Source organism: Fibrella aquatica, from assembly GCF_041321135.1.
Classification (GTDB): domain Bacteria; phylum Bacteroidota; class Bacteroidia; order Cytophagales; family Spirosomataceae; genus Fibrella; species Fibrella aquatica.
This window is the reverse complement of the sequence record NZ_JBGGWF010000004.1, coordinates 305,073-317,481: the sequence shown is the minus strand read 5'-3', so window position 1 is coordinate 317,481 and position 12,409 is coordinate 305,073. Positions and strand designations below refer to the sequence as shown.

The window sequence follows — 12,409 nt, the reverse complement described above, 5'->3', positions numbered from 1 at the left end:
ATAAGTTTCAAGTTTAAAGTAAAGTCCAAAGTCTAAGGTCTAAAAAAGTCTAAAGTTCAAGGTCTAAAGTCCAAAGTGCTTCGCCTGGTCAACCAGTGGCTGATAAGCGAAGCACTTTAAACTTTGGACCTTGAACTTTAGACTTTTTTAGACCTTAGACTTTGGACCTTATTCTAAACTAATCCATACTGCTTCAGCACGGCTTCCGGTGGGCCTTCCCAGTTGTTAGGGGTATTGCCTTTGTAGCCGAGGTCTTCGATACCCATTTTGCTGGTGTAGAAGCCGGTAAGGGTGTAGTTACGCATCAGCGTAAAAAACGCCACGCCCTGCGACAGTTCTGGTTTGGCCTGCTGCGGGTAAGCGATCAAGTCAACCATTTCGATCTGCTGCGCCCGCGTTGCTTCGGCGAATGGCTTGCCAAAGCGTTTCCGGCACTGGTTGTTCAGCCAGGCCAGTCCACCGCGCATGGATGTCTGGTTGGCGGGCTGGTCTTTCATCACAAACTCGATGAAGGCCGGCACGCCCGCCTGCGAGGCACTGCCCGATTTAGCATCGGCGGGTAAAATAATGTCGGCCAGCAGCGTAACGGTCTTCAGTTCGGCGGGCGTGAAAAACTTCTCGGCGTTCAGCTTCGCATCGCGCTCCGCCTCGAATGGTTGCCGTCCGCCGGGTACTTTAAGGGGTACTTTTTTGTCGGGTGGTGCGGGAACGGCCGCTTCCACAGGGCCAACAGCCAGGCCAAAGCTACTCAGGCCAAGGGCTTTAAGGGTGTCTCTGCGCTTCATGGTTCTTCAATGATAAAGGTTTGTGGTTTGTAGTCTGTAGTTTGTGGTTCCTCGGCCATCGACGACTGAGTGTTGTACTTAAAACCACGGTGTTCCGATGTCTTCAGGTAATTGATGAACGAGGCTACCATTTTGGTGATTTGGTCAGCTTTCCGATAAAGATGGTTGAACTCTTCCTGCGAAATGTATGACCTGTCATAGGCTCTGTATAACTGTGATTTGACTTCATCAGTAGACCCCATCGAAAAGCCAAGAAACTGAATGAATTCTTTCCGATTACCTCTTCCAAACCCCTCCGCAATATTATCCATCATGGACCCGCTGGCATCGTTGATCTGTCTTGAGTGACCTAAATCAGTCTTGAAAGGAAGGCGTTGTGTCTGTTTGAAGATCAACATAGACAATTTCCTTGCACTCTTCCAGACGTTTAAGTCATCGAATCGTTGTACTGTTGCCATAGCTACGCGCCAAATAAAGGTTTTAAAGCGAAGTAGTCGCTCGATAATGGTCTGCTGTTCTGTGAAGCAAAGCAACTACGAACAACAGACCACGAACTACAAACTCTTTTAAATATTCTTCTTCTTCACCTGATCGATCAGGTAATCAGACGTGCGCATCGATGAGGCCAGGATGGTCCAGGTTACGTTTTTGTCGCCTTGCGTTACGAAGGGGGCTGCATCGACAACGAACAGATTTTTTACATCATGAGCTTGCTGGAAGGCGTTCAGGGCTGATTTTTTAGGATCACTACCCATTCGCACGGTGCCAATCTCGTGGATGATCTTGCCGGGTGCTTCCAGACCATAGCCGTGGTTGGTGTTTGGGCCGGGTTTCGGGCCGGTTGGAATGGCACCCATCGCGCTGAAAATCTCCTCGAACGTGTCCTGCATGTGCTTGGCCTGTTTCACTTCGTAGTCAGACCACTTGTAATTGAAACGCAACGTAGGAATGCCGTATTTATCCACCTTTGTTGGGTCAATTTCGCAGTAATTGCTTTCGAGCGGCACCGGTTCACCGCGACCGGCCAGATTAACATAAGCGCCGTAGAAACGGCGGGCGTCTTCTTTCAGGCGCGATCCGTAGCCACCGGCTGGCAATGACTGGCCATTGGCATACGGGTATTTACCGTTCATGTTTTCCAGCCCCATGCCAAAACCGAACGAAGGCATCCCCATACCGCCACCGTACTCGATGTGGTAACCACGCGGGAAGTCGAGCTTCTTGTTATCGAGCCACCACGGGGTGTATACGTGCATGCCGCCAACACCATCTTCGTTATACCGTACCCGGTCCATGAGTGCCGGTACAAACGCCGACCGCGATGCACCTGTTGAGTCGTTCAGATACTTGCCCACCACACCACTAGAATTGGCTAATCCATCCGGGTGCCGGGCCGATTTTGAATTCAGCAGAATGCGCGCCGATTCGCACGCACTCGCGCCCAGCATCACGGCCTTGGCCCGCACGGTATGCTCCTGCAACGTACCTGTGTGTACGAAGCTGATTCCTGTAGCTAACCCTGTTTGTGGATCGGTCAACACCTCGCGGCACATAGCCCCGTTGATCAGTGTGACATTGCCGGTTTTTACCGCTGGAATACACAGCACCGACGACGATGAAAAATCGGCGTAGGCCTGACAGCCCCGGTTGCACTGGTTGCAGTAAAAACATTGCCCGCGTTCGTTATTGATGGCTTTGGTCAGAATAGACAACCGCGACGGAATGACGGGAATACCAAGACCCCGGCCCGCTTTTTGGAGCAGTAACTCGTGTAATCGTGGCTTTGGTGGGGGCAGGAAATGACCGTCGGGCTCATTGCGCATGCCTTCTTTCGAGCCAAAAACGCCAATCAGCTTATCCACTTTGTCGTAATAGGGGGCCAGATCATCGTACGTAATTGGCCAGTCGTCGCCAACACCGGTCATCGAGCCGCGCCGGAAATCGTCGGGACCAAAGCGGAGCGAAATACGACCCCAGTGATTGGTACGACCGCCCAGCATCCGCGAGCGGAACCAGTGAAATTCAGTACCGGCATTGGCCGAATACGGTTCGCCGTCGATTTGCCAGCCACCCCAGGCGGCGTCGAAATCACCGAAGGCCCGCGTGGTACCCGCCCCGCGCCGGGGCGATTCGTACGGCCATTTTAATTGCGTAATGTACTTTGGATCGGCGGGGTCGAAATAGCCGCCCGCTTCGAGCAGCACTACTTTGGCACCCGCTTTGGCCAGCATATAAGCCGCCATGCCGCCGCCAGCTCCTGAGCCAACAATCGCAACGTCGTATACGGTGGGAGTTTCTTTAATACTAAACGAATCCATGAAATGCCCGATTTTGAATTGATGAATGACAAAAGAGAAAGGCGATATTGGCTGAAATATCCCCATGGATTAATCTGGAAAGTGAAAAGAGTTTAGTGCCAAGTCTGGAAAGTCATCTACAGCTTTCCCGGCTTGGCACTAAACTCTTTTCACTTTCCAGACTTACCTTTTAATTTCCGCTCATGAACACGGCATTGCCGAAAAGAAGCTTACCACTGTACCAGAAACCCCGGAACAGCGGGTTGTCGGCCAGGTAGATTACCTGTCCGCGACCCAGGTCCTGCACGCCGATCGCCAACGTTTGTTTTAGTTTTTCTTTGGCATTGGTGCCCGCAAAGCCAGCCACTAAATTGCTGTCTTTCAGGTAGCCTACGTTCCAGCCGTCCTTCAGCATGTCATACGAATGTGCCTCCTGCACCAGTGTGTAGTAGCCACCCGACAGGCCGAAGCTCAGCGGATGGGTAGTGTCCAGATTTAGGCGGTAAATGCTGCCCGGCGTTTCGTCCGAAACGGCACTACGCTCCCGAGCGGCGTACGTTTTCAGCGAATCAGTCAGGGCTAGCGCCTTCTTGCCTTTCGCTTTATCCTGCTCGCCTTTATCGTCTTTTTCTTTCAGATCGAACCCCTCTTTGCCCACAAAAGCAGCAGCGGCCCGCTCCATCACAATCAATTTACCACCACCACGAATCCAGTCGCGAATGGCCGTCAGCGTCCGTTCGTTGATGAGGCGGCTGTATGCGTAGCCATTGGCCAGTACCAGTACATCGAGCTGCTTCCAATCGACACTGCCCAGATCGGCGCCGTTGACCATGCTGATGGGATATTTTAATTCCTGATCGAAATAATGCCACACTTCACCAACGGAGGTCGCCACTGTGCCTTCACCCGATACAACGGCTACACGAGGGGCTTTCAGGGCCATCACGAAATCAGAACCGAAGTCAGACCCTTTGGTCACGAAACCCGTAGTGACGGGCATTAGCGTTACTCCCAGGCTGAGTGCTTCCTGTTTCACCACAGCATCGAACTGATTACCAAGCCGTTCGTTACCCGCCCGCGTGATCAGTAACGTACCTGCGTCATATTGCTGACCGTTTAACTCAAATGGCTTTTCGGCCGAACGTACCCGAATTTTTTTCTTCAGCAGACCAGCCAGCAATTGAACAGACGGCATCGATTGCCAGCGCGCCAGATACGCGTAGGGCGGGGTAGTGGTTGATATGGTGGTGGTCGACGTTGGTTTTGCTGACATCGCTGCGGGATCGATCCGGTTGGTGAGGCCATACGTTTGCAGACCGTAAGCATACGGCAGCGACCAGGCCGTGATGTCGTATGTTACCGAATCTTCCAGCATTGATTTTGGTTCGAACAGAATTTTTAACAACGTCGATTTGGGCTGGTGAGCGCTGATGACCAGGTCCTGTTCCTCCACCGACACGCTTTTCTCGTTGCTCTGCGTCATGTAGTTATACACTCCGGCCGACGTACCTGATGATTTACCTTTTGCTGCCGTACCGCCCGAGATGGTTTGTGTTTTACCGGCAACGCCATAGCGAATGTTGTTCCGGTCTAGCAATTGGCGCAGGGCCGATAGTTTTCCTTCGTCACCGCCGCTTTTCACCACATAGGTTTTGTACAGGCCAACCGGCGTAGCCTGAGCCTTGTCGAAAAACTGACCAAATTCTTTCACCACCTCGGCTGACCGATCGGCTACAGATTCGAGTGTGGCAAACGAGGCGGCTACGTGATGGTCAATGCGTTGCCTCAACGTTAGGGTGTCGCCGTCGACTTTCCGAATAGCTAGTCCTGCGCGGCCGCTGCCGCCCTGTTCGTAGGTCATGCCAATGGCACCGTTGTAGGTCGGGTACGTATCACCGTAGCTTGGGTAAAATAGGTCGAAGCGTTCACGGGTGTAATACAACCAGTTATTCTTATCGAAATAGCGGCTGCAATATTCGCCAACGATGCCCTGGAACTGCCGTTGAAATGGCGTAATGTCTTCGTGGTACGGTTTAGCCGACGGGGCGAAATAATACGGGCTTTCCACGGCCATTTCATGAAAATCACCGTGCAGGTGGGGCATCCATTGCTGGTAGAGGGCCATGCGCTGCTGCGTGATTTCCTGTGTTTGCCAAGCCCAATCGCGGTTTGGGTCGAAATAATAGTGGGTATACCGACCACCGGGCCAGGGTTCGCTGTGCTCGCGCGAGAATGGGGTCGGGTCGGCTACGCGGCCCTGCATCTGATTGTACCAGTTCACGTAGCGGTCATGCCCGTCGGGGTTAAGACCCGGATCAAGAATGACGATGCTTGTTTCCAGGATTTTTGGTGATACCGTAAACTGAGAACTGGCTTTGCCAGGTTCGAGCAAGCCATACAGCACATCCATAAACGCCTCTGAGCTCACGGCTTCATTACCGTGTACGTTGTAGCTCAGCCACTGAATGGTGGGCATGGTTTTGCCCGATGGTTTACCCGGCAGCATACCGATTCGGCGGAGGTTGTCGGTACGAATCTCTTCGAGCCGTGCCATGTTGGCTTCAGTGCCAATGGCTACTACGGCTAGTTGCCGCCCTTCGTAGGTAGTGCCGTAGGGGATTACTTTAATTCGGTTGGGCGCCTGCCGGGCAATTTGTTCGGCATAGGCCAATACGCGATGATGAGGTGTAAATCGTTCGCCGATGGCATAACCCAGAAATTGGGCCGGCGAGGAGAGGGTACTTTGGGCAAACAGGGACGTGCCGCTCAAAAAAGTGAGACAGACAACGCAAGCGATGAAAATTTTTTTCATGCCGATGGCGGGGTAAAACAGGTTGAAATTGAGGGAATTATTACGTCTCAAAAATAGCAGTAAAAGAGGTTGAACCCATTTTAAAAGATTTTTTTGAGGCTAGTATTTGGATTTTAAACGTATCGCCGTACTTTTGCATCACGATTCGCTGACGGCGTAGTTGTTCACACAAAAACACGTCAGGTCTTTTACAAGACGGTCGATTCGTCTAGCGGTTAGGACACTGCCCTTTCACGGCAGCGACACGGGTTCAAGTCCCGTATCGATCACAGTGCAGCCCCGGTGCCGAAAGCATCGGGGCTGTTTTTTTGTCCGCTCCAAACAAAAAATGGCTCCTCTGCCAAGCCGCGCTATATTTTGCGTTCTTCCCTGCTTTAAATCAAAAAAAATAGGCTAAAATTACACTTTAGCTTATACCTTACCGGTGGCAGATTTGTGCGTATGCCGAACTTGCTCCCATTCACGATTAAACGTATTCATGAGACGTAGAGAAGCGATACAGCGGGCGGCCCTGATGATGGGCGGTATTTTATCGGCACCCACCCTGGCCGGTGCTATGGGGCGGGTTATCAACAAAGGGCCAAGCCTGTTGGTGACACCTCAGCAAGAGGCACTACTGGCCGACGTGGCCGATGTGATCATTCCCACCACCACCACACCCGGTGCCAAGGCGGCCGGTGCTGAAAAATTCATTATCCGGGTTATGCGCGACTGCTACCCCGCCGATGAGCAAACCGCGTTTTATGCCAGCTTGGATAAACTGGCCACTGCCGGTAAAACCAAATTCGGTAAAGAATTTGCCAGTCTCGACGACGCACAGAAGATCGAGATTGTCAGGCAGACCATGACCGACGATAAGGCGTTCTTTCTCAGGATGAAAGAACTGACCACTACCGGCTATTTCACCTCCGAAATTGGTGCAACCCAGGCCCTTGCTTACCTACCCGTTCCCGGAAAGTTTGAAGCCTGTATTCCCCTCAAACCCGGTCAGAAAGCCTGGGCGCTCTAAAAAAAAGTTTACAGTTTGCCGTTTACCGTTGCGCTGCTAAAGAACGTCAAGTTAATTGGCAGCGCAACGGTAAACGGCAAACTGTAAACAGTAAACTCATTTCCTATGAATCTCAATATTGACGCTGTAAAAGAAATGACCTACGACGCCATTGTGATTGGCTCGGGGATATCGGGAGGGTGGGCTTCTAAAGAGCTGACCGAAAAAGGATTACGGGTGCTGATGCTCGAAAAAGGCAAGCAGCTCGAACACGTTTCCGGCTACGAAAATGCCATGAAAGACCCGTGGCAAAGCAATTATAACGGCCGGCTGACGATGGCGCAGAAAGAGTCGCATCCGAAACTGGCGCGCGACTATCCGTACAACGAAATGACAGAGAAGTACTGGATGAACGATTCAGACTCGCTGTATAAAGAAGATAAACGGTTTGACTGGTACCGGCCCAACATCGTAGGGGGAAAGTCGATCATGTGGGGGCGGCAAACGTATCGCCTGAGCGACATCGACTTTGAGGCCAACTTAAAAGAAGGTATAGCCGTCGACTGGCCCATTCGCTATAAAGACATTGCGCCCTGGTATACCTACGTCGAAAAATTTGTTGGTATTTCGGGCGAAGCACTGAACCTGCCCCAACTGCCCGACAGTGTATTTCTGCCGCCGATGGAGATGTACTGCGTAGAAAAAGAAGTGCGGAAACGGATCGAGAAGAATTTTCCCGGTCGTACCATGACCATTGGGCGGGTGGCCAACCTCTCTAAAGCGGCACAGGCCCAAATGAATCAGGGGCGGGCGTCGTGCCAGTATCGCAACAAATGTTCGTTGGGTTGTCCGTACGGCGCTTACTTCAGTACTCAGTCGTGTACGTTGCCACCGGCGGCCAAAACCGGTCGGCTCACATTGCGCCCCGATTCGGTGGTGACAAACATCATGTACGACGAAAACACCAAGAAAGCGACTGGCGTGCGCGTTGTCGATGCGGTGACGCTACAGGAGCGGGAGTATTTTGCCAAAGTCATTTTCGTATGTGGCAGCACGTTGGGCACCACGTCGCTGCTGCTTAACTCAACATCGAACCGTTTCCCGACTGGATTTGGTAATGATTCGGGACAGCTTGGTCATAACCTGATGGACCACCACTTCCGCACCGGCGCATCGGGCGAGTGGGAAGGCGACCTCGATAAATACTACGAAGGGCGGCGGGCCAACGGTATTTACGTACCGCGTTACCGCAACATCGGTACCGACAAGCGCGATTACGTGCGTGGCTTCGGCTATCAGGGAGGAGGCAGCCGTCAGGGATGGCAGCGCAACGTGGCCGAATTGACTTTTGGCGCCGATTATAAGGAAGAACTCACTAAACCCGGTGCCTGGACAATGGGTCTGCTTGGCTTCGGCGAAACGTTGCCTTATTTCGAAAACCGCATGTATCTCGACAAAACGGAAAAAGACAAGTGGGGTATGCCCCTCGTGGTGTTCGATGCGGAACTGAAGGAGAACGAGAAGAAAATGCGCGTAGACATGATGAACGACGCTAAAGAAATGCTGGAGTCGGCGGGTGTGAAAAACGTGAAAACCTACGACCGGGGTTCATACTTGGGCATGGCTATTCATGAGATGGGTACCGCCCGGATGGGCCGCGACCCTAAAACGTCGGTCGTAAACGGAAACAATCAGTTGCACGCCGTGAAAAACGTATTCGTTACAGACGGCGCTGCTATGACGTCGGCTTCGTGTGTGAACCCTTCGCTGACTTACATGGCGCTCACAGCCCGTGCCGCCAGTTTTGCGGTGGCTGAAATGAAGAAAAAGAATATCTAATTTTTAGTGGTAATTGGGTAGTTGCTTCGCGAGCGGAGTCGAAGGGCCTAGCTCGCGAAGCAACTACCCAATTACCACCTTTTCATCAGCTTCACCAGTTTACGAGTGATCAACGCGTAGGCGTCATCAGACGGGTGGAGGCCGTCATACGTTTTGTTGATCGCTCCAACCGGATACGGATACTCGTCGGTTTCGGGATTGAAAGGGACGTCGATAAAGGCGGGATAGCGGTAGTTTTTGTACACGCCTGTGGTTGGGTCTTTAAGCCGTTTATACTTTACCAGATGCTTTATCGCCAGCTTTTTGGTGTGGTAGAGGTCAAGGACAGGGAGGTTTTCTGCCTGCCCGATTGAATCGATGGCCAGCGCGAAGGCCTCCAGCGATTGGCCATTTTTGGCTTTGTATGAGCCATACGCGTTGTTTTTGGGGTTGGCTATGTACACAAAATCGGCCCGCTGCATAGGCGTGATCAGGATGATCGGCGCTTCGGGATTCAGGCTTCTGATTTTGTCGATTATGAGCCGGAATGAGCCGTAGACGGTTGCATTGCCCGTGTTGCGCTGGTAATCGTTGAGGCGGCCTAGCGGTCGGCCCTGCCACCAGTCGTTGGTTCCCAGAAAAATAGAATATACATCGGCTTTAGCCAGACCAAGGTTATCGATCGAACTAGCAATGCGGCCCGCCGTCCAGCCATTATGACCCTGGTTGACGTATCTGATATAAGGCAACTGTTCAACCAGCCGTGTCATGTATCCCTTAGTTATCCGATTGCCGGTTTGATCCTGATGGTCATTCAGATACGTAATTGAATCACCAATGGCAACCCAACTCAGTTCTTTACGAGCAAACGAACTGAGGAGACAAATGATGACCGCCGACAATAGCAGTCCGATCAGGAAATTTCGTTTCATGGTGACGTGAAGGGCTTACGTTTCCGGGATAGAATACGTTTGCTTAGCCGTTCTACTTCCTGAAAAGCGTTAACTTGCCCCTATGATACAGTCCCTAAAAAAGTACAGCATTCTGTTGCTGAGCCTGCCCATGCTAGTAAGTGGTTGTCTGTCGAACGATCAGGATCCCTGCAATTCGGCCCCGGTTTCTATTCAGGCACCCCAAGCGGAGGTGACGACTCTGAAAGCGTATATTGATGCCAGTAAAATTAATGCTACGGCCGATCCACGTGGCTTTTACTATACCATTCAGTCGCCTGGTACAGGCACGAAGCCCACGGTATGCTCTAACGTAACCGTCAACTACAAAGGCCAATTGACCAACGGTACTCAATTCGATGCTGGCAATGGCATCAGTTTTGGCCTGAATCAGCTTATTGTTGGCTGGCAGGAGGGTATTCCGCTGATTGCGCCGGGTGGTAGCATTACGCTGTACCTGCCACCAAGCCTGGCCTACGGTTCACAGGCACAGGGAGGTATTCCAGCCAACTCGATTCTTGTTTTTCAGATCGATTTACTCCGCATTAATTAACACAGGCTATCTGGTGATATCCTGGCTACAGCGTGGTTGGTTTGGCGTATTGTCTGGATACATGAATCGTATGTTGACGGTGCCAGGCATACAGCCGTTCCAATTCCTGCGGTTGCCACGACTCCGTATTTTCCCGCCTGAGCTGTAGTTTCTCACGAGTGAGTGAACTGGCTTTCAGAACGAGTTTTTTCTCCGGTTCGGGCAGATATTCAATCAGTTCGGCCAGGTGATCGAGCCGCCTGGGACCGCCATCCCAAAGCCCGGAAATGGTAGCGAATGCGTAAATTTCCGAGGGCTTCCACAAATCCGGGTTTAGCTCGCGGCGGTATTTCGAGTTGCCGTCGAGGCCGGTAACCCGAGAAAATTCAGCCTTTGTCATAGCCTCGAACGACATAGATCGCAAGACGGCTGCCCGAAAATTGAGATAAGACTGTACAATCTGGAAAACCTGTTCCATGAGCGTCGGCGGATAAAGTTACTAGATGGGATCACCATCTGACTAACGCCTCTACAAGAACTAAGCCAATAGTGTGTAAGTTGCTCACTTTTATGAAAGATTTGACTCTAAGTTCTTGTTAGCCAATATTTTATTTTTCAGGTACGTCCAGATATCGGGTTCCGGAGAGTAAAAAAAAAGACCTGTTCGACCTTGTTTATCAGCCATGATAGGCGGGGTTGGATGGAGTAGAGACTGGGTATTTTTCGCTTCTTTTTGTCGACACATACAGGCGTCGGGATAGCGGTAACCAAGCGAATACCGCCCTTTTGGTACGAAGCGTTTACAGCATGAAAATACGAATTTTACTGGCCGGTTTTTTGCTCTGGCAAAGCCTTGTTTTTGCCCAGCAACCCTTCCGTGGCGGGCGGTTGAAGGTGTCTGATAACAAACGGTTTCTGGTGCATCAGGATAATACGCCGTTTTTCTGGCTGGGCGATACAGCCTGGGAGCTTTTCCACCGGCTTAACCGCGAAGAAGCCGATACGTACCTGAAACGACGGGCTGCACAGGGTTTTACGGTGGTTCAGGCGGTGGCATTGGCCGAATTTGACGGCCTTAACGAAAAGAACCCCTATGGCGACGTGCCTCTGGTTGGCAATGACCCGGAAAAACCGGATGAAGCCTATTTCAAACATGTCGATTTCATTATCGATAAAGCGGCTCAGTATGGCATTGTGATCGCTTTTCTGCCAACGTGGGGTGACAAGGTCTTTAAGAATACGTGGGGGAAAGGCCCGGAGATTTTTACTCCGGCCAATGCCCGTGCCTACGGCCGCTATCTGGGCGATCGCTACAAAAACCGCGAGAATATAGTGTGGGTGCTGGGCGGCGACCGGAATCCGCGTAGTGGTACTACCGACGTTGCCATTTGGCGCGCCATGGCCGTGGGTGTGCAGGAAGGCGTAGGCGGGGCCGAAAAAGCCCTGATGACCTATCACCCGCAACCCAACGGCATGGATGGGGGTGCGTCGACATGGTTTCACGATGACCTCTGGTTCGACTTCAACATGCATCAGAACGGCCACTGCCGACACACACCCGTTTATGATCAGATCGGCGTATCGTATAATCGCCAGCCAACCAAGCCAACCATGGATGCCGAACCGATCTACGAAGATCATCCGGTGTGTTTCAATGCCAACGAACTGGGTACGTCCAACGCCTATGATGTGCGCATGTATGCCTATCTGGATCTGTTTGCCGGGGCCCACGGACATACTTACGGTTGCCACGACATCTGGCAGATGTACAGCGCCAGCCGACCAGCCGTAAACGGTCCGCACCTGTATTGGCAGGAAGCGCTCGACTTGCCCGGTGCTAACCAGATGCAGCATGTTCGTCGCCTAATGACGGCCCGTCCACTGTTGGCCCGCGTGCCCGATCAGTCGCTGATTGTAGAAAATAACCTTGGCCCTGCCGAGCGTATCCAGGCCACGCGGGGTGCCGATTATGCATTTGTGTATACAACCACGGGTAAGGCTTTTACCGTTAATCCGGGGAAGATTTCGGGTAGCCTGGTCACAGCCACGTGGTTTGATCCACGCTCGGGAAAAACGCAATCGGCCGGTAGGTTCGACAATCAGAAGCCACAGTCTTTTTCGCCGCCCACGCAGGGCTATGGGCAAGATTGGGTGTTGGTTCTCGACGATGCCGCCAAAAACTACCCGGCGTTGTAGACATTATTTTCTTGTCCAATAGCTAGCGTCC

10 protein-coding genes and 1 tRNA gene are annotated in these 12,409 nt (G+C 52.0%); 5 read left to right on the top strand and 6 right to left on the bottom strand.

Annotated elements, in window-relative coordinates; genetic code table 11:
- Nucleotides 1-173: 173 nt before the first annotated feature.
- From ACAW87_RS12060 to ACAW87_RS12045, 4 genes are all read right to left on the bottom strand, one after another.
- Entirely contained in the window at nucleotides 174-785 is a 612-nt protein-coding gene (locus ACAW87_RS12060; RefSeq protein WP_370723647.1) for a gluconate 2-dehydrogenase subunit 3 family protein, read from the bottom strand.
- A complete protein-coding gene (locus ACAW87_RS12055) occupies nucleotides 782-1,243 on the bottom strand; it encodes a four helix bundle protein (RefSeq protein ID WP_370723646.1) in 462 nt (153 codons plus the stop codon). Before ACAW87_RS12055 ends, ACAW87_RS12060 begins: the two co-directional genes overlap by 4 nt.
- Nucleotides 1,244-1,351: 108 nt before the next feature.
- A complete protein-coding gene (locus ACAW87_RS12050; protein ID WP_370723645.1) occupies nucleotides 1,352-3,103 on the bottom strand; it encodes a GMC oxidoreductase in 1,752 nt (583 codons plus the stop codon).
- 169 nt (nucleotides 3,104-3,272) lie between these two features.
- A complete protein-coding gene (locus ACAW87_RS12045; protein ID WP_370723644.1) occupies nucleotides 3,273-5,894 on the bottom strand; it encodes a M14 family zinc carboxypeptidase in 2,622 nt (873 codons plus the stop codon).
- A gap of 197 nt (nucleotides 5,895-6,091) precedes the next feature.
- Between ACAW87_RS12045 and ACAW87_RS12040 the strand changes: the two genes are divergently transcribed.
- The 3 genes from ACAW87_RS12040 (at nucleotide 6,092) to ACAW87_RS12030 (ending at nucleotide 8,721) form a co-directional block, all read left to right on the top strand.
- Nucleotides 6,092-6,163, top strand: a tRNA-Glu gene (locus ACAW87_RS12040).
- 209 nt (nucleotides 6,164-6,372) lie between these two features.
- Nucleotides 6,373-6,903, top strand: coding sequence for a gluconate 2-dehydrogenase subunit 3 family protein (locus ACAW87_RS12035; protein WP_370723643.1), 531 nt, complete (start codon nucleotides 6,373-6,375; stop codon nucleotides 6,901-6,903).
- A 105-nt stretch (nucleotides 6,904-7,008) separates the two neighbouring features.
- Nucleotides 7,009-8,721 (top strand): GMC oxidoreductase, encoded by a 1,713-nt coding sequence (locus ACAW87_RS12030; protein ID WP_370723642.1) that lies wholly within the window; start codon nucleotides 7,009-7,011, stop codon nucleotides 8,719-8,721.
- Nucleotides 8,722-8,792: 71 nt separating this feature from the next.
- On the opposite strand, the gene ACAW87_RS12025 is transcribed toward ACAW87_RS12030, so the two are convergent.
- Nucleotides 8,793-9,632: an SGNH/GDSL hydrolase family protein gene (locus tag ACAW87_RS12025; RefSeq protein ID WP_370723641.1), complete on the bottom strand. Its 840-nt coding sequence runs from the start codon at nucleotides 9,630-9,632 to the stop codon at nucleotides 8,793-8,795.
- 82 nt (nucleotides 9,633-9,714) lie between these two features.
- Between ACAW87_RS12025 and ACAW87_RS12020 the strand changes: the two genes are divergently transcribed.
- Nucleotides 9,715-10,203 (top strand): FKBP-type peptidyl-prolyl cis-trans isomerase, encoded by a 489-nt coding sequence (locus ACAW87_RS12020; RefSeq protein WP_370723640.1) that lies wholly within the window; start codon nucleotides 9,715-9,717, stop codon nucleotides 10,201-10,203.
- Nucleotides 10,204-10,228: 25 nt separating this feature from the next.
- Here ACAW87_RS12020 and ACAW87_RS12015 read toward each other — a convergent pair whose 3' ends face one another.
- Nucleotides 10,229-10,660, bottom strand: coding sequence for a hypothetical protein (locus ACAW87_RS12015; protein WP_370723639.1), 432 nt, complete (start codon nucleotides 10,658-10,660; stop codon nucleotides 10,229-10,231).
- A 329-nt stretch (nucleotides 10,661-10,989) separates the two neighbouring features.
- Between ACAW87_RS12015 and ACAW87_RS12010 the strand changes: the two genes are divergently transcribed.
- Nucleotides 10,990-12,378, top strand: coding sequence for a glycoside hydrolase family 140 protein (locus ACAW87_RS12010; protein ID WP_370723638.1), 1,389 nt, complete (start codon nucleotides 10,990-10,992; stop codon nucleotides 12,376-12,378).
- Nucleotides 12,379-12,409: the final 31 nt, after the last annotated feature.